The following is a 17,780-nucleotide window of genomic DNA, read 5'->3' as shown; positions in this document are numbered from 1 at the left end:
CGCTGGATGCCGGCGCAACCGGCGCCCAGAAACAATGAGGGCGCTCGGGATGCGACCGGAGCGCCCTCATCATGACGGTGATCTGGTCCTGCAGCGCTCCGGCAAGCCCACCGGCCGGTCATGGTGCGTTACGAGCAGAGGCAGGGCTCCGTGCCGCTGCCCAGGGCGCTGATGTCCCGGTCCTTGAGCGCGCCGGAGAACGCGTGGACCTCGTCTACGTCACCGCGGAGGTACTCGCCCCAGCCGTCACCGACCTTGGCCCGCCCGACCTGGAGCGGGCCCTCGCTCTGCCAGCCGTCGGCGAGGGTCGCCGTCGCCCCGGCGTGGGTCCAGCCGTCGGCGTACAGCTTGATCGTGTCGGTGGCGTCGTCGTAGACCACGGCGAGCCGGTGACCTTGGCCTTCGCCACCGTCGGCCCCGGTGATCTGGGACACGACCTTCTCCGGCGCTCCGGCTTCGTCCTTCTCCGGCATCACGAGTTGCCAGGCGTGCGCCGAGGGCTCGTAGCGCACCTTGAAGGCGTCGGTGTGCTCCCCGGCCTGGGAGAGCACGGTCATGGGGCGTGTGGGCTGCGACTCCGCGAGACGTACGACGACCCCCACGGTGAAGCTGTCGGAGGTGTCGACGAGGGGGCCGCCGGTCGTCGCGTACCCGGTCTCGCCGTCCAGGGTGAGGTGGCCGTCACCGACCAGGGCGTAGGGCGTCCAGGGGCAGTCGGGGTCGATTTCGGGCAAGCAGGATCCGTCGGGGCCCCGGTGGATCGAGGCCGTGCCGCCCAGGGTGAGCGGTGTGCCACCCGACTGCTCGGGGCTGGCGCCTTCCGTCGCGGTCTCCAGTGACCAGTGGCCGAGCAGCTCGGGCCGGCGCAGCGCCAGTTCGGCCACCTCTGCCGGTACGACGACCCGGTCGTGGACCTGTACGTCGCCGACCTCGCCGTGCCAGCGGTCGCGGTAGCCGTTGGCCCCGCGGGAGCGGCCCACCTGGAAGGCGCCGGCCGCTTCCGCGGGAGTCGCCTGGACCGCCGTGCCGACCTCGTGGCCGTTGACGTAGAGGTGCGCGCGGCCCGTTTCCGCGTCGTAGAGGCCCAGCAGGTGGGCCCACTCGCCGGTCTCGGGGGCGCCGCCGGAGACCCGCGCGTCCCCGATGGCGAACGACCAGACGGGGCTCTCGTCCCGGTTGCGCAGGCCGAGGGTGAAGCCGGGGCCGCCGTCGGTGTCCTGGCTGGCCACCGTCATGGTCCGGCCGGCCTCCGCGGGCCGCGCCCAGGCGCTCACCGCGAAGGTCTCGCGGATGTCGGCGGCCGGGGCGTCCGGGGTGAGGAAGCCGTGGCCGCTGCCGTCGAGGGCGGCGGTCGCGGTGGCGCCGGTACCGGAGGGAGCGGGTGCTCCGAAGGTCACGCCGGTGCCGGCGCGGGCGGCGGTGCCCGTCTCCGCGGCGGCCGTACGGGAGCCCACCGCGTCAGCCAGCTTCCAGTGGGCGACCGGGCCGCGGCCGGACTTCACATCGAAGTCGTACTGCGTCTGCGAGCTGCTGCGGCCCGAACGGTCGATCGCCCGGACCGTCAGCCACTTGGGTCCGGAGGAGATCGGCAGGTAGGTGAGTGTCACCGGCGCCCCGGGCTGCGGCGCGGAGACGGTGTCATAGGGGCCGCCGAGGAAACCGTAGGTGTAGGACACCACGTCGTCGGACGGGGAGTCGATCGTGAAGTGGCCGTAGACGCCCACTCCGTCCACCCAGAACTGCTCGTCGGGGGTGGGGTACTCCGGAGAGGTGATGGTCGCCTTCTCCGGGTTGGTGTCGTCGATCACGAAGGAGCAGACCGTCGCGTCGCCCTCGTCGCTCCACGGGGAGAGCGCCTCGCCGTCGTCGGCGCGCACGTGCCAGGAGACGGGGGTGTTCGCCGGGAGGTCACTCGGCATGGTCCAGTCGAAGCGCGAACCCGACGAGAGGGTGATGGTGGTGTAGGTGCGGCGCTGTTCGGTTCCTGTCGCGTCGGTCCACCACGCTTCGAACTCCGCGCTCAGCGGGCTGGACTCGGAGGGCTGGTTGTCCTCCTCCGGGTCGTAGAGCACGGCGCTGAGCCGGGGTGCTGTCGGTACGTAGGCCGTGTCCTCGCCCGTGCCGCAGCCTTTGCTGCCGGACTGGAGGTCCTTGGCGAGAGGCTGGTTCGGCGGGAGGTTGTCGACCGCGTGCGCGGTGCCGCCGGTCAGGGCCAGCAGCGCCGCCACACTGCCGCAGAGCACGGCGCGTGCGCGTCTTCGGGTCCAGGTGATGCTGTTCAAGTTCCGCTCCCCAATGCGTACTTGCGACATGTCGATCATGAGTGCGGCATGAAGGTAGCAGGGGGCACCGACAACCGTGCCAGGCATTTCCGGTGGGCCGCCCGCCCACCGGGCGCCACCCCTCGGACTGCGGTGCCCTCCGTACCCGGATACGGTGATCACGCCTGATTTGACCGCTGCGTCAGCTTTCGCTTCGCCGGGAGTCGTATGGTCGCCGCACCTCAGCCCGTCCTCGCGCCGCCCGCCCGGGCCGCCGTCTTTCTGGTGGCCACCGTCGCCCCGGGCGGTGAAAGCACCGTGCGTGGGGTGCTCCGGAATCTTGCCGGGCTCGGCCGCTCGGTGGCCTTCCGCGCCCCGGACGATCATCTGACCTGTGTCGTGGGCGTCGGCTCCGCCGCCTGGGACCGCCTCGTCGGCGGGGCCCGCCCGCGCGACCTGCACCCCTTCGAGCCGCTCCAGGGCCCCCGTCACCACGCCCCGGCCACACCCGGTGACCTGCTCTTCCATCTGCGCGCTCATCGCATGGACCTGTGCTTCGAACTCGCCCGGCTGATCGTGGACCAGCTCGGCGGCTCGGTGAGTGTCGTGGACGAGGTGCACGGCTTCAAGTACTTCGACGAACGGGACCTTCTCGGCTTCGTCGACGGCAGTGAGAACCCTCCGGACGCCGCGCCCCCGGAGGTCGTCCACATCGGCGCCGAGGATCCGGGGTTCACCGGCGGCAGCTACGCGATCGTGCAGAAGTACGTCCACGACCTCGCGGCATGGTCGGCGCTCACCGTCGAGCAGCAGGAGCGGGCGATCGGGCGGAGCAAGTCGTCGAACGTCGAGATGCCCGACGACGTCAAGCCCCCGGACTCGCACGTCGCGCTCAACACGATCGTCGACGCCGACGGGAACGAGCAACGGATCGTGCGCGACAACATGCCGTTCGGGCGGGTCGGCAGCGGGGAGTTCGGGACGTACTTCATCGGGTACGCGCGCACCCCGGCGGTGACCGAACACATGCTCCGCAACATGTTCCTCGGCGATCCGCCCGGCACGACGGACCGCATCCTGGACTTCTCCCGCGCCGTGACCGGCTGCCTCTTCTTCGTGCCCAGTGCCGACTTCCTCGACGACCTCCCCGCCGCGCCGTGATCGCGCGACTCTTCCGTGCCGCGGTGCCCCGGCTGGTGGGCGCCGCAGTCGTGGGCGCGGCGGTGGGAACCGCCGTCGCCCTCGCCTCCACCACGCCGCTGGGCGTACTGGCCGCCATCGCCGCGAGCGAGACGGTGTTCGTCACCGTGGGCTGGCTCGCGCTGTGGCCGATGGACGCGGCGGCCACCCGTCGCAACGCCCGCCGCGAGGAGTTCCGGCCGGCCACCGAGGAACTCGCCGTGGTCAGCACCGCGCTGTGCGGTCTGGTGGGCATCGTGGCGCTGCTCCTCGCCGGCAAGGGGAGCAACAGTCACGCCGCGGCCGGCGCGGCGCTGTGCGGTGTGTTCATGGCGTGGTCGGCCCTGCACCTCATGTACGCGACGCGGTACGCGTTCATGTACTACTCGCCCGACGAGGGCGGGATCGACTTCAACTCCAAGGAACCACCGCGGTACAGCGACTTCCTGTACTTCAGCTACAACCTCGGTATGACCTACCAGGTCTCCGACACCAACATCGCGACGTCGGCGTTCCGTTCCGTGGTGGTGCGGCACTGTCTGCTGTCGTACGTCTTCGGTGTCAGCATCCTCGCCACCACCATCAACCTGGTCACCGGCATCGTCACGGGCTGAGGCCGGCGGTCATCGGGCATCGGGCGTCGGGCGTCGCCCGTCCGGCTCAGGAAACGGTGAGCACGATCTTGCCGCTCGTGCGGCCCGTCTCGCCCAGCGCATGGGCCTTCGCCGCCTCGGCGAGGGGGAAGACGGCCTCGATGTGGGCGCGCAGGGAGCCGGCGGCGGCGAGGTCGGCGACGGCTCGCATTCCGGCGTGGTCCGCCTCGACGAGGAGGTTCTCCACGCGGATCCCGCGTGCCGCGGCCTTCCCGGCCTCCTCGGGGTCGGCACCGGGCAGGAGCGACACGAGGGTGCCGCCGGGGCGCAGGACGTCGAGGGAACGGGTGCGGGTGTCCCCGGCGAGCGGGTCGAGCACCATGTCGATGTCCTGGACGGCGTCGCGGAAGTCGGTGGTGCGGTAGTCGATGACCTCGTCCGCGCCGAGTGAGCGGACGAAGTCGTGCTTGGGCGCGCTGGCGGTGCCGATGACGTGGGCGCCGCGGGCCTTGGCGATCTGGACGGCGAGGTGTCCGACACCGCCCGCGGCCGCGTGGATCAGGACCCGCTGTCCGGCGCGGACCTCGGCGGTGTCGACGATCGCCTGGTAGGAGGTGAGCGCGGCGAGCGGCAGGGCGGCGGCCTGGGTGTGGTCGAGGCCGGCGGGCTTGGCGGTGAAGGCGCGGGCCGGGCCCGTCACGTACTCGGCGTGGGAGCCGACTCCCTGCGGGTAGGGCAGCATCCCGAAGACCTCGTCGCCGGGCTTGAAGAGGGTGACGCCGAAGCCGACGGCCTCGACGACGCCGGACACGTCCCATCCGAGGACGAGGGGCAGCCTGCCGAGGAAGAGGCCGGCGGTGCGGTGCTTCCAGTCGGTGGGGTTGAGGCCCGCGGCCCGGACGGCGACGAGGATCTGGCCGGGAGCGGGGACGGGTCGGGGAAGTTCGATCAGGGTGAGGACGTCGGGGGTGCCGTAGGTGTCCTGGCTGATGGCGCGCATCGTGGTGGAGTTCGTCATGCGCTCCAGCCTCGTCGGTGTCGCGACGGTCTACCATGGCATGAATGCCAACTTCCGACGGGATCGTGCCATGACTGTCCACCGCGTCGTCGTCCTGGCCCTGGACGGCGCCTACCCCTTCGAGCTGGGCATCCCGAGCCGGGTCTTCGGCGCCCTCCAGGACCGGTACGAGGTCCTGACCTGCTCCGTCGACGGCGGGCCCGTCGCCACCAACGCCGACTTCTCGGTGACGGTGGAACACGGTCCCGAGGCCCTCGCGACGGCGGACACGGTGGTGCTGCCGCCCTTCGACCTCTCCCGGATCTCCCGCGAGCTGCCGCCGGGAACGGTCTCGGCCCTCTCGGCGATCCGGCCCGGCACCCGGATCGTGTCCATCTGCACGGGTGCGTTCGTGCTGGCGGCGGCCGGACTGCTCGAAGGCCGGCCCGCGACCACGCACTGGTCCGTCGCCGCCGTCTTCCGGTCCTGGTACCCGACGGTCGCGCTGGACCCGGATGTGCTGTTCGTGGACGACGGCGACGTCCTGACCTCGGCGGGCGCCGCCTCCGGTGTGGACGTCTGCCTGCACCTGGTACGCCGTGATCACGGCGCCGCGGTCGCCAACCACGTGGCCCGGGTGTGCGTCGTACCTCCCTGGCGGGACGGCGGCCAGGCCCAGTACATCGAGCACCCCGTGCCACCGCCGTCCACGAGCGGCACCTCGGCCACCCGTCAGTGGGCGCTGGAGAACCTGCACGAGCCGCTGTCGCTGGCCCAGCTCGCCGAGCACGCCCGGATGAGCCTGCGCACCTTCGCGCGCCGCTTCAACGAGGAGGTCGGCATGAGCCCGGGGCGCTGGGTGATCCAGCAGCGTGTGACGCGGGCGCAGTTCCTCCTGGAGACCACCGATCTGGCCGTCGACGACATCGCGGGCCAGGTCGGCTTCGCCACCGGGACCTCCCTGCGCGAGCACCTGCACGCGGCCATCGGTGTGACGCCGATGGCCTACCGCCGCACGTTCCGCGGTGCCACCGCACCGGCGCACTGAGCGGAAGGGGGTCCTCTAGGGCGTGTTTTGAAAGTCCCGTCGTCCGCCCGAAGGGCGGGCCCTGCGGCGTCGTGGGGGTACCTCCCGGTCGAGCGCAGCCGAGACTGGGGGAGCGTGCGATCGCAAGGCGCCGGAGCGCCCTCATAGCGGAGCTATTCGGGCGTTTCGGCAACGCGGCTGGGGGTCCCCCCTCTGGGGGAGTGCGTGCCAGACGCCGCAGGGCAGGCGGGACTTTCAAAACACGCCCTAGTCTGTGCGGCATGCAGCAGTCCCGCCGGCGCGACCGGTGCCCGGAGCGCCGTGCGGCGTCGGAACCGGCCCGGCACCTGGGACACCGGCCGGCCGTCGCGGACACCGATGTGGTCCTGGTCGGCCTCTTCTCCGCGAAGCGGAAGGACTTCGAGGCGCTGATGGCATCGGCGGCCGGGGAACTGGTGGCGCGCGGCGCGCGAGTCGTCGCGCACCTGGTGCAGCGGCGGGGCGTCTCGGACGGCGGGGTCCGGAAGATGGGCCTGCCCTACTCCTCGCGGACGCTGCTGAGTTACGGCAAGGTCCGCGAGGTGACTCAGGTCTGCGAGCGGACGAACGCCGACGCGGTGGTCTTCGTCGTGCCCTTGTCCGAGCGCCAACGGCGCACGCTGACGGGCCTGTTCGACCGACCCGCGGTGAGCCTCTCCGACCTGCTCGCAGCCGACTGACCGCTCGCGGCGCCGGGCAGCGCTCGGCGGGCGGGGCGTCATCGGGGCGTGGCGTCCAGCCAGGGCCGGTGTCCCGGTCCGGTGGGATGCGTGCCGGTGTTGCCCATGACCACCGAGTACAGGCTGGTCTCCGCGGCGAGGAAGAGGCGGTTGCGTTTGGCGCCGCCCCAGGAGATGTTGGCGACCGCCTCGGGAACGTTGAGCCGGCCGATGAGGGTGCCGTCGGGGTCGTAGCAGTGCACGCCGTCGTCCATGGCGGCGACCCAGAGGCGGCCGCCGTCGTCGAAGCGGAGGTTGTCGAAGCGGGCCTTGACGCGGCGCGCCGCCTCCGCGAAGACCTCCCCGTCGGACAGGGTGCCGTCCTCGCGCACGTCGAAGACGCGGATGAGGCCCGCGCGGGTGTCGGAGACGAAGAGCCGCCGCTCGTCGGCGGAGAAGACCAGGCCGTTGGGTGCCCCGAAGCAGTCGGCGACCAGGCGCACCTCCCCGGTCGCGGGGTCGATCCGGTAGACGTTGTTGGCTCCGATCTCGCTCTCGGCGCGGTACCCCTCGTAGTCGCTGGTGATACCGAAGTCCGGATCGGAGAACCAGATCGATCCGTCGGACTTCACGGTCGCGTCGTTCGGGCTGTTGAGCCGCTTGCCCTGCCAGCGGTCGGCCAGCACGGTGAGGGTTCCGTCGTGCTCGGTCCGGGTGACCCGTCGGTTGCCCTGCTCGCAGGTGATCAACCGGCCCTCCCGGTCCAGGGTGTTGCCGTTGGTGTGGCCGGCGGAGCGACGGAAGACGCCGACGGCGCCGGTCTCCTCGTCCCAACGCAGCATCCGGTCGTTGGGGATGTCGCTCCAGACCACCTGGCGCCACGCGGGCACGTACACGGGGCCCTCGGCCCAGCGGCATCCGGTGAACAGGACCTCCAGCGCGTCGTCGCCGTTCATGCACTTCCCCGTGCGGAACCGGTCGTCCAGCATCTCGTACAGCCCAAGCTGCTCGCCGCTCATGGGGCTCACTCCTCACGAAACCTGCCGCTCACCGAATCAGAATCGGCCTCAACGGCATACTGCAAGATGCCATACTGCTCAGACCAGTTGATTCCGAACGGAGAGTTGTGGATCACATTGACCGGGCGTTGCTGGAACAGCTCCAGCAGGATGCCACCCAGCATTACGCCGCACTCGGACAGGCCGTCGGCCTGTCCGCCGGCGCCGCCCACGAGCGAGTCAGGAAACTGCGCGAACGCGGCGTCATCCGCCGCACCACCGTCGACGTCGACCCGACCGCCGTCGACCGCGGCGTCCTGGCCTACGTGATGGTGGACTCGACGTCATGGATGGGTGACTCCGCGCGGGACTTCGCCGCACTCCCCGAGATCATGGAGGCGCACGTCATCGCGGGCAGCGCCTCGCTGCTGGTGAAGGTCAGGACCACGACGACCGAGCAACTGCAGGACGTGCTGCGCCGGATCTACGCCATCGACGGCGTCAGCGGGACCCGGGCCACCGTGGTCCTGGAGACCTTCTTCGAACGCCCGCTGTCGCCGCTCACCGCGGAGCGGGAGTAACTCCGCTCCCCCGGAAGCGACTCGGTCGGCCCGTCGGCCGCCCCCGCGCCCGTTCGGATGAATGCGGGACTTTCGTGGCATGGCGTCCCGTCCGCTGTCGATCATGACGGTGGACTTCAACCGCACGAGGTGAACGGCCCGTGCACCGGAGCCACCAGAGATTGAGGGCAAGGCATGACCAACATCCCGGCAGACCTGCGGTTCGCGGAATCGCACGAATGGGCCCGCCTGGAGGCCGACGGCACCGTGACCGTGGGTATCAGCGACCACGCCCAGAAGAACCTGGGCGACATCGTGTTCGTGGAACTCGCCGAGGCCGGCAAGGTGTTCGACGCCGGCGACGCGGCGGGCACGGTCGAGTCCGTCAAGGCCGCGTCGGACATCTACTCCCCGGTCGGCGGTGAGGTCATCGCGGTCAACCAGGAGCTCTCGGACAGCCCCGAGCTGATCAACGAAGAGCCCTACGAGGCGTGGATCTTCAAGCTGCGCCCCTCCGACAAGAACGGACTCGGCAACCTCCTGGACGCCGCAGGCTACCGGGCGGCGATCGACGAATGATGCGCATCGCGGGGGCAGCCACCGCGGCCGCCCCCGCGTGTCAGTGGGCCTCGGGCGTCCGGGCCGGCCAGTCCGGGAGGGCCGCCGACGCGGCCGAGACGAAGAGGCTCCGCTCGCGGGGGCGCCCGGCCGGCAGCGACATTGCGGTCCCGCCGGACCGCTCAGACGGACGCGCGGGCCACGAACTCGGCCTTGACGTGGACCGTCTTGGGGACGTCGCGGCCGCCCAGCCGCTCGGTGAGCAGCTGGGCGGCGGTGCGGCCGACCTCGGCGGCCGGATAGCGGATGGTGGTCAGCCGGGGGCGCACCAGTGAGGCGAACGAGGCGTCGTCGTGGCCGATCAGGGCGACGTCGTCGGGAATGTGGATGCCCAGGTCGTGCGCCTTGTCCAGGGCGCCGACGGCCATGACGTCATTGCCGCAGAAGACCGCGTCGGGACGGTAGCGGCGGTTCATGAGCGTGCCGAACCCCTCCGCTCCCGCCTCCCGGGTGTGCTCGCCCCTGACCACCAGCTCGTGCGGCAGCGACAGGCCGAACTGGGGGGCGAGGGACCGGATGTGCTCCAGTCGGGGGTCTCCCCCGGTGGCGTCCCGGGGGCCGGCGATCATGGCGATGCGGCGCCGCCGCGCGGCGGTCACCTGTTCCAGGGCGCGGCGGGTCGCGGCACGGGCGTCCGGGGTCACCAGGTCGACCGGGCCGAAGGAGACGTCGGCGCTGACGACCAGGGGCATCCCGGAGTCGATGGCGGGCTGGAAGTCCTGGGGCCTGAGACGGAAGGGCGTGATCACGACGCCCGCGAAACGCTGGTCCACCGCCTCGGCCAGCAGTGCCTTCTCCTCGTCCCGGCGCGCGCGGGTGCTGCACACGACGACATGCAGTCCGAGACCGCGCAGCTCCTCCTGGAGAGCCCCGGCGAGCTGAGCGAAGAAGGGGTTGGCGATGTCCGGCACGATCAGCGCCACGAGACTGGACCGTCCCGTGCGCAGGCTCCGCGCGGTGGCGTTGACGGTGAAGGAGAGTTCCTCGATGGCGGCTTCCACCGCGGCCCGGGTCTCGGGCGCCACGGGGCGCTTGCCCGACAGTACGTAGGAGACCGTCGCGGAGGAGACACCGGCCGCGCGGGCGACATCGGCCATGGTGACCCGCTGTTGCACTGCACACGCTCCCTTCGTGGGCCACCCTACTTCAGGCCCGTTCCCGCTCCCTGACCGTGCCCGCGCCGGTGGGACGGCACCGGCGCGGACGTCGTCAGGACTCCACGCGCCGCAGCCTCACCAGCGCGCTGGCGCAGTCACCCGCCGGGAGCCGGGGCGCCGGCAGACCGAAGGCGGTCAGCGTCCGGGCGGACCACTCCTGTCCGGTGTCCTCGTCGCGGTACACGGCGTCCTGCTCCAGTCCGCGCAGCCGCAAGGGCGCCGGTTCGTGTCCGTGCACGAAGGACGTGCCGGGGCGCAGGAGCAGCACGACCGTGCGGTCACCCTGCTCGCTGACGTACTGGACGGCCGTCGTGCGCCCCTCGTCCGGTGCGAGCAGGCGGTACTGGCGTCCGTGCTGCACGACGGGCCGGATGTCCTTGTAGACCGCGACCAGTTCCGCCGCCTGCGCCAGCTCGGCCTCCGTCCAGCGGGTGAGGTCGCCGCCGAGGCCGAGCACACCGGCCATCGCGCTGTGGAAGCGGAAGGGCAGCGGAACCTCCCGCCCGGTGAGGGGGTTGGGGCTGTCCGTCACCCAGGCGGACATCACGCAGGCGGGGTAGAGCTGGCTGAATCCGTGCTGGATGGTGAGACGGTCCACCGCGTCGGTGTTGTCGGAGGTCCAGACCTGGTCGCTGCGGGCCAGGATGCCGGGGTCCACCCGTCCGCCGCCGCCCGCGCACCCCTCGATCCGCAGCTCGGGGAAGTCCGAGCGCAGTTGGTCGAGTACGCGGTACAGGCCGCGGGCGTGCTCGATGTGGACGCGCCGTGCGTCCTGCCCCGCTCCGTGCGCGACCGCCTCGGTGAACGACCGGTTGAAGTCCCACTTGAGGAAGTCGACATCGGCCTCGGTCACGGTGCGGCGCAGCCACTCCAGCGCCCATGCGACGACATCGGACCGGGAGAAGTCCAGGACGAGCTGGTTGCGCAGCTCGGTCGGGGTGCGGTCGGGGGCGTGCAGGACCCAGTCGGGGTGCTTGCGGTACAGGTCGCTGTCGGGGTTGGTCATCTCCGGTTCCACCCACAGGCCGAAAGCCATCCCGAGGCGGTGGACCTCGTCGCTGAGCGGGCGGAGTCCCCGGGGGAACCGCTGCTCGTGGGGCGTCCAGTCACCGAGCCCGGAGCGGTCGTCGTGGCGGCCGCGGAACCAGCCGTCGTCCAGGACGAACAGTTCCGCGCCCAGTGCGGCCGCCCGTCGTGCGAGGGCGAGCTGGTTGTCCTCGCTGACCTGGAACGACGTGGCTTCCCAGGAGTTGTAGAGCACCGGCCGCAGTTCCCCGGGGTGCGGGAGGACGTGCGCGCGCAGGTGGCTGTGGAAGGCCCGGCTCGCCGCGCCGAAGCCGTGCCCGGTGTGCAGGCCGAGGCTGACCGCGGTGGTGTGGGTCCGGCCCGGGGCGAGGCTCAGCTCGGTGCCTTCGTGTCCCTCGCCGACGACGACCCCGGTCCGGCCGGCGGCGGTGCGCTGGGCGGTGATGCGCCAACTGCCGCTGGCGGCCAGGGCGACGACCTTCACCTCGCCGTGTTCCTCGCCCGTGTCGCCGGGGTCGAGGGCCACCCAGGGGTTGGCGTGGTGACCGGTGTGGCCACGGCGGCTGCCGAGGACGGTCTCGCCCACCGGCAGGACCGCGCGTTCCAGGCGGCCCTCCGCCGACCAGCCTCCGTGCACGGAGCCCAGCCGCCACAAGGGTCGCATCGGCATGGGCCAGTGCGCCGAGGAGCAGCGCAGCAGCCGGATGTCCCCGTCGTCCCCGGTGCCGGTGTGGGTGACCTCCGTCCACCGTTCCAGCACGTCGGTGTCGGCGCGGACGCGGTAGTGCAGCCGCCACGACAGCGGCCGGACGCGGTCCCGCAGGCTGATCACCAGGTGGCCGTCCGCCGCCAGGGCGAGGTCCTGGACCTCGGCTTCGAGGAGGTGGGAGCCGTCGGCGAACCGCACCTCCAGCGCCGGGACGCCGAAGCGCGCCCCGCCCTCCACCGGGAACTCCTCGGTGCCGTCGTACCGCCCGGCGAAGCTGTTGTCGTGCTCCGTCCAGGCCGGCAGGGCGACCGCGTCCGCGAGGGGAAGGGGCGCGCCCCAGTGGATGTGCCGCACGACTGCCGCCGCCCGGTCGACCCCGAGGACGTAGACGCTCCGGCGCAGGCGGATCAGTACGGTGCCGGTGGCTTCGTCGATCTCGATCGGCTGCCCCGGGTCGGCGGGGGTCGGTGAAGTCGTCACGCGGTTGCTCCTTGCAGGTGGTCTCCCGCCGCGGGGGCGGGCTCGTCCGGGGTCGACGGGGCGCGGTCCTCGCGAACGACCGCGACTCCTCCGGGTGGTACGAGGGCCTGACCGGAGGCGATCTCCGTCCCGGCCAGTGCGACCCCTGCCACGGACACGGTCATCGGTTCCTCCGTGTGGTTGATCAGGAAGAGATAGCTGTGGTCCTCGTCGGTGCGGCGTACGGCCTCGAGACCGGGAGGTGCGGCGAGGACCGGCTCCGCTCCGGCTTCCCGGCACACGGTACGCACCAGGTCGCGCAGGGCCGGTACGGGCAGGCGGCCTGCCGTGTACCAGGCCGTTCCGCCGCCGAAGGTGTGCCGGGTCACGGCGGGGCCGCCCCGGGCCGGGCCGCCCTCGGGGGAGGCGGCGTAGCGGAGCACGGTGGCGCAGCCCCGGGGCTCGACCCGTTCCGCCAGGTGGCGCACCCGCGCCCCGTCCTCGGTGAGCGCGTCCTCACCGTCCCGCAGCGGCAGGTACTCGTCCACGACCAGGCCGAGCACCTCGCGCAGGGCGCCCGGGTGTGCTCCGTGACGGATCCGGTCGTGCTCGTCGGCGACTCCGCCGAGACAGCCGACGGCGAGGTGGCCGCCCTGTTCGACGTAGCGGGTCAGGTGCGCGGCATCGTTGTCGGTGAGCAGGTACAGGCCGGGGGCGAGGACGGCGCGGTAGCGGGAGAGGCCGGGTGAGCCGGGTGGGACGAGGTCACAGGTGATGTTCTGGGTCCACAGCGCCTCGTACCAGTCGCGGACCAGGTCCAGGTAGGTCAGCCGGTCCGTGGGGCGGGCCTGCAACTCCAGGGCCCACCAGGTGTGCCAGTCGAAGAGGATCGCCACGTCGGCCCGGACCCGGGTGCCGGTGACCGCGCCCAGGGAGGCGAGTTCGGCGCCGAGGGCCTTGACCTCCTTCCAGATCCGGCTGTCGGTCCCGCCGTGCGGGAGCATCGCGGAGTGCCACTTCTCCGCTCCGGCCCGGGACTGCCTCCACTGGAAGAACATCAGCCCGTCGGCGCCGCGCGCGAGGTGGGTGAGGCTGGTGCGGCGGGTCTCGCCGGGCCGCTTGGCGACGTTGACGCCCTGCCAGTTGACCGCGGAGGTGGAGTGTTCCATCAGCAGCCAGGGGCGGCCCGCGGCCATGCCGCGGGCCAGGTCGGCGTTGAGCGCGAGGTCGATGTGGCCGTCCTCGTCGGCGGCCGGGAGGTAGTGGTCGACCGACACGAAGTCGCCCGCGGACGCGAAGGCGAATCCGTCGATCTTCTTCTCCAGGGTGCCCATCACATTGGTGGTGAGAGGCAGTTCGGGGGCGATGCGGCGCAGGATCGCGCTCTCGGCGCGGTGCCGGGTGAGCAGGGCGTCGGAGGAGAACCGGCGGTAGTCGAGTTCCTGGCCGGGGTTGCGGAAGGCGGTCGTCTCGCGCGGCGGGTCGATCTCGTCCCAGTCGCCGTAGCGCTGGCTCCAGAAGTCCGTTCCCCAGGCCGCGTTGAGCGCGTCGAGCGATCCGAAGCGCTGCCGCAGCCAGGTTCGGAAGGCGGCGGCGCTGGTGTCGCAGTAGCACAGGGCGTTGTGGTTGCCCCACTCGTTGTGGACGTGCCACATGACGACCGCCGGGTGGTCGCCGTACCGGGCCGCGAGCGCCTCCACGACGGTGTCGGCGGCGCGGGCGTAGTCGGGGCTGCTGGGGCAGAAGACCTGTCGGCTGCCGTGGGCGAGCCGGGTGCCGGAGGCGGTGACCGGCCGCGCGTCGGGGTGCCGCCGGGTGAACCAGGGGGGTGGGGCGGCCGTGGGAGTGGCGAGGTCCACGGCGATGCCGTGCTCGTGCAGCAGGTCCAGGACCTCGTCCAGGAGGGTCCAGTCGAACGTGTCGGGCCGCGGCTGGATACGGGACCAGGAGAACACTCCGACGGTGACGAGGTTGACACCCGCCTCCCGCATCAGGCGCACGTCCTCGTGCCAGGTCTCGCGGGGCCACTGCTCGGGGTTGTAGTCGCCTCCGTAGGCGATGCCGCCCAGCCTGCGGGTCACGTCGAGGAGGGGGTGGTTCACGATTTCACGGCTCCGGCGGCGAGTCCGGCGCGCCAGTAGCGCTGGAGCAGGAGGAAGGTCAGGACGATGGGCACGACCGAGACGAGGGCGCCCACGATGGTGAGGGTCTGGAGTTCGGGCAGTCGGCTGGTCTGGGACTGCCAGGTGAACAGGCCGAGAGTGACCGGGTAGAGGCGGTCGTCCTGGAGCATGACCAGCGGGAGCAGGAAGTTGTTCCAGATGACGACGAACTGGAACAGGAACACGGTGACCATGGCCGGCGACATCAGCCGCAGGGCGATGGTGCGGAAGATGCGGAACTCCCCGGCGCCGTCCATGCGGGCGGCCTCCATCACCTCGTCGGGGACGGACGCGGCGGCGAAGATGCGGGAGAGGTAGACGCCGAACGGGCTGACGATGCTGGGCAGGAACACCGACCAGAACGTGTTGGTGGCGTCGATCTCGGCGAAGAGCAGGAACAGCGGCAGCGCGAGTGCGGTGGCGGGCACGAGGACTCCGCCCAGGATGATCGAGAACACCGCCTCCCGACCGCGGAAGGTGTACTTGGCCAGGGCGTAGCCGGCGGCGGCGGCCAGGAGTGTCGCCACCGCCGCTCCGGCGCCGGCGTAGAGGAGGCTGTTGACCAGCCAGCGGCCGAAGACGCCGTCCTGCTGGCTGAAGAGGGCGGAGAGGTTGTCGCCGAGGTGCCAGTCGGCGAGACGGAAGCCCGGGGTGGTGACCAGGTCGCCCTGGCTCTTGGTCGAGGAGACCAGCAGCCAGTACACCGGGAGCAGCATGTAGCAGGCGACGAGGATCATGAACACGCTCGCCGCGACGGCGGGGGCGGTCGTCCGTGGTCCGCGACGGGGTCGGTTCGGCACCGCGTGGGCGCCCTCGGTACGGGTGAGCAGGCTCATCCCTGCCTCCTGGAGGTGAAGCGCAGGAACGCGAACGACAGGGCGAAGGTGACCACGGCGAGGATGACCGACAGCGCGGCGGCCTCGCTGTAACTGTCGCCCGAGGCGAGCGAGTAGGCGGCGAGGTTGGGGGTGTAGGTGCTGGTGACGCTGGTCGAGATGGCGCGGAAGACCTGCGGCTCGGTGAAGAGCTGGAAGGTTCCGATGATGGAGAAGACGCCGGTGAGGACGAGCGCGGGCCGGATGATCGGGATCTTGATGCGCAGGGCCGTGGTGAGGCCGTTCGCGCCGTCGACGCGGGCCGCCTCGCCGATGTCGGCCGGGATGGCCTGGAGGGCGGCGTAGATGATGAGCATGTTGTAGCCGGTGTACGTCCACGTCACGACATTGCCGATGGACCACAGGATGGCGTCGGGGCCGAGCAGGTCGACGTGGGCGCCGACGGAGTCGAACAGGTCCACCACGGGTGACAGCCGCGGGTCGTAGAGGAAGGCCCACATGAGGGCGGCGACCACGCCGGGAATGCCGTAGGGCACGAAGTACACCAGCCGGAAGAACCGCTTGGCGCGGGCGACCGCGGAGTCGAGCAGCAGGGCGAGCGTCAGGGCCAGCAGCAGCATGACGGGGATCTGGACGAGCGCGAAGCCGGTGACGCGCAGGACGCTCTCGGTGAAGTAGGGCTCCTTGACGACCTGGGCGTACTGGTCGAACCCGGCGAACACCGACTGGGTCCGGCCGAAGGTGCCGCCCGTCCGCTCGGTCTTGTGCAGGCTCTGCCAGAACGCGTAGCCGACGGGGACGAGCGTGAAGAGGACGAACGGTATGAGGAAGGGGGTGAGGAAGGCGTACGGGGTGAGGGCCCGGCGTCCGCGGCGGTGGGCCGGGGCCGGTGGGGTGTTGGGGGTCACGGGCAGCCTTTGCGGTGCTGTCCCCTGCCGCCGCGCATCGGCGGCAGCAGGGAGAGGCAGGAGGGGGAGCGTCAGCCGCCGGTCACTTCGAGGGACTGCTTGCGCAGGGAGTCGGCGCTCTGCGTGCCGGTGTCCTTGAGGACCTCGCCGAGAGTCGTCTCGCCCGCGATGACGCCGGACGTGCCGTCGCTGAGGAAGCGGTAGGTGTCCGTCATGGTCGGCCCCCAGGTGAACCCGGTGTCGACGTTGGCGGAGGCCTCGGCGAAGACGTCGAAGATCTGCTGCCCGCCGTAGAAGTCGACCGGCTTCTTCAGTGCGGGCAGGTCGAGTCCGGCCGTGGCCGCCGGGTAGAGGCCGCCCTCCCGGTTGAGGATCTCCAGGGCCTCGGGGTCGGTGTTGAGCCAGAGGGCGAACTTCGCGGCCTCCGCGGGGTGTTCGGTCTTGCCCAGGACCGCGGTGGTGGATCCGCCCCAGTTGCCGGCCTGCTGGTCACCGGCGTTCCACTGCGGCATGGGGGCGACCGCCCACTTGCCGTCCGTCGACTTGGCGTTGTCCCGGATGGTGCTGTACCCCCAGGCGGCGCTGATCCAGGTGACCACCTCGCCGCTGTTCCACGCCTTGTACAGGGCGGGAGAGAAGCCCTGGAGGTCGGTGGCGACGAGCTTGTCGTCGATGAGCTTCTGCCAGTAGTCGGCGACCTCGCGGCTCTCGGGCCGGTCGACGGTGACGGCCCAGGTGTCGCCGTCCCGCTCGAACATGGTCGCCTTGTTCTGCCAGAGCAGGCCGGTGAACCAGTTGGGGTCGGTCTGGGAGAAGTGCGTGATGTACTTCCCCGCCTTCTTGATGGTGCGGGCCTGCTCGGCGTACTCGTCCCAGGTCGTCGGCGCCTTGAGACCGAGCTTGTCGTAGACGTCCTTGCGGTAGAACAGGGCCATGGGGCCGGTGTCCTGGGGGACGGCCCAGACGCCGTCCTCGCCGTCGGCGCCGAACTCCACCTGGGACCAGGTCCAGTCGACGAACCGGGAGCCCGCCTCGCTCACGCCGGGGCAGGAGGAGATGTCCCGCAGTCCTTCCTTGAGCCGGAAGCTGGCGAGGGAGTCGTACTCGATCTGGCCGAGGTCGGGGGCCTTGCCGGCCTTCAGGGCGTTGGAGAGGTTCTGGTACGTGCCCGCGTTGCCCGAGGGCGTGGTCTTCACCTTGACCTGGATGTCGGGGTTCTCGCTGTTCCACAGGTCGACGGCCTCCTCCATGCCGGGGACCCAGGACCAGTAGTCCAACGTGACCTTGCCCGCGGCGGGTTCGCAGGACGAGGCGGCCGCCGAGCCGTTGGTCCCGTCGTCGCCGTCGCCGCCGCCGCATGCGGTCACCGCGGTGAGTGCCAGCGTCACCGCGCCGATCGTGAAGCGTCTGACGTGTGAAGTACGACCACGCATCGCCATGAGGGTGCTCCTTGTCCCGAGGTCCGCTCCGACGAAGCGGTGGCGCAAACGAGAACAGCATGGAGGGACGCAAGTCAATGACTTCAGCGTCATCAACCCATCCAGATCCTGTTTCGAGATCATTTCGTGATGTTACATATAGTCACTAGATGC

The 17,780-nt window shown here is 71.1% G+C and carries 15 protein-coding genes; 6 read left to right on the top strand and 9 right to left on the bottom strand.

The features are described 5' to 3' along the window. Positions 1-128: 128 nt before the first annotated feature. The gene (locus tag AB0E07_RS35205; RefSeq protein ID WP_362261193.1) at positions 129-2,243 is read right to left on the bottom strand and encodes a LamG domain-containing protein; all 2,115 of its coding nucleotides are present in this window, start codon (positions 2,241-2,243) and stop codon (positions 129-131) included. Between the two features lie 246 nt (positions 2,244-2,489). On the opposite strand from AB0E07_RS35205, the gene AB0E07_RS35200 reads away from it, so the two are divergent. Beyond that, positions 2,490-3,422 (top strand): Dyp-type peroxidase, encoded by a 933-nt coding sequence (locus AB0E07_RS35200; protein WP_362261185.1) that lies wholly within the window; start codon positions 2,490-2,492, stop codon positions 3,420-3,422. Continuing rightward, positions 3,419-4,054 (top strand): DUF1345 domain-containing protein, encoded by a 636-nt coding sequence (locus AB0E07_RS35195; protein ID WP_362261183.1) that lies wholly within the window; start codon positions 3,419-3,421, stop codon positions 4,052-4,054. Before AB0E07_RS35200 ends, AB0E07_RS35195 begins: the two co-directional genes overlap by 4 nt. 46 nt (positions 4,055-4,100) lie before the next feature. Here the strand turns inward: AB0E07_RS35195 and AB0E07_RS35190 are convergent, their stop codons facing one another. After that, positions 4,101-5,051: an NADP-dependent oxidoreductase gene (locus tag AB0E07_RS35190; RefSeq protein ID WP_362261181.1), complete on the bottom strand. Its 951-nt coding sequence runs from the start codon at positions 5,049-5,051 to the stop codon at positions 4,101-4,103. A gap of 70 nt (positions 5,052-5,121) precedes the next feature. Between AB0E07_RS35190 and AB0E07_RS35185 the strand changes: the two genes are divergently transcribed. Then, entirely contained in the window at positions 5,122-6,078 is a 957-nt protein-coding gene (locus AB0E07_RS35185) for a helix-turn-helix domain-containing protein (RefSeq protein WP_362261179.1), read from the top strand. 260 nt (positions 6,079-6,338) lie between these two features. Beyond that, positions 6,339-6,776 (top strand): hypothetical protein, encoded by a 438-nt coding sequence (locus AB0E07_RS35180; RefSeq protein ID WP_362261177.1) that lies wholly within the window; start codon positions 6,339-6,341, stop codon positions 6,774-6,776. A gap of 38 nt (positions 6,777-6,814) precedes the next feature. Here the strand turns inward: AB0E07_RS35180 and AB0E07_RS35175 are convergent, their stop codons facing one another. After that, positions 6,815-7,774, bottom strand: coding sequence for an SMP-30/gluconolactonase/LRE family protein (locus AB0E07_RS35175; RefSeq protein ID WP_362261175.1), 960 nt, complete (start codon positions 7,772-7,774; stop codon positions 6,815-6,817). Positions 7,775-7,881: 107 nt separating this feature from the next. On the opposite strand from AB0E07_RS35175, the gene AB0E07_RS35170 reads away from it, so the two are divergent. Continuing rightward, on the top strand, positions 7,882-8,334 hold the full coding sequence (locus AB0E07_RS35170) for an Lrp/AsnC family transcriptional regulator (protein ID WP_362261173.1): 453 nt from the start codon (positions 7,882-7,884) through the stop codon (positions 8,332-8,334). 174 nt (positions 8,335-8,508) lie between these two features. Further along, positions 8,509-8,892 carry a glycine cleavage system protein GcvH gene (gene gcvH, locus AB0E07_RS35165; RefSeq protein WP_362261171.1) on the top strand — a complete coding sequence of 128 codons (384 nt, stop codon included), beginning with the start codon at positions 8,509-8,511 and terminating at the stop codon, positions 8,890-8,892. 161 nt (positions 8,893-9,053) lie between these two features. On the opposite strand, the gene AB0E07_RS35160 is transcribed toward gcvH, so the two are convergent. The 6 genes from AB0E07_RS35160 to AB0E07_RS35135 form a co-directional block, all read right to left on the bottom strand. Then, positions 9,054-10,046 (bottom strand): LacI family DNA-binding transcriptional regulator, encoded by a 993-nt coding sequence (locus AB0E07_RS35160; protein ID WP_362261169.1) that lies wholly within the window; start codon positions 10,044-10,046, stop codon positions 9,054-9,056. Between the two features lie 94 nt (positions 10,047-10,140). Beyond that, positions 10,141-12,303, bottom strand: coding sequence for an alpha-galactosidase (locus tag AB0E07_RS35155; protein WP_362261167.1), 2,163 nt, complete (start codon positions 12,301-12,303; stop codon positions 10,141-10,143). Beyond that, positions 12,300-14,384, bottom strand: coding sequence for a beta-galactosidase (locus AB0E07_RS35150; RefSeq protein WP_362261165.1), 2,085 nt, complete (start codon positions 14,382-14,384; stop codon positions 12,300-12,302). Before AB0E07_RS35150 ends, AB0E07_RS35155 begins: the two co-directional genes overlap by 4 nt. Beyond that, positions 14,381-15,280, bottom strand: coding sequence for a carbohydrate ABC transporter permease (locus AB0E07_RS35145; RefSeq protein WP_362261163.1), 900 nt, complete (start codon positions 15,278-15,280; stop codon positions 14,381-14,383). Before AB0E07_RS35145 ends, AB0E07_RS35150 begins: the two co-directional genes overlap by 4 nt. Further along, entirely contained in the window at positions 15,277-16,104 is an 828-nt protein-coding gene (locus AB0E07_RS35140) for a sugar ABC transporter permease (RefSeq protein ID WP_362261191.1), read from the bottom strand. The genes AB0E07_RS35145 and AB0E07_RS35140 overlap by 4 nt, the downstream gene beginning before the upstream one ends. A 155-nt stretch (positions 16,105-16,259) precedes the next feature. Continuing rightward, a complete protein-coding gene (locus tag AB0E07_RS35135) occupies positions 16,260-17,576 on the bottom strand; it encodes an extracellular solute-binding protein (RefSeq protein ID WP_362261161.1) in 1,317 nt (438 codons plus the stop codon). Positions 17,577-17,780 lie beyond the last annotated feature (204 nt).

It is taken from the genome of Streptomyces sp. NPDC048002 (genome assembly GCF_040653275.1).
Lineage (GTDB): Bacteria > Actinomycetota > Actinomycetes > Streptomycetales > Streptomycetaceae > Streptomyces.
Note: the sequence above shows the minus strand (reverse complement) of the source record. Positions and strands in the feature narration are given on the sequence as shown.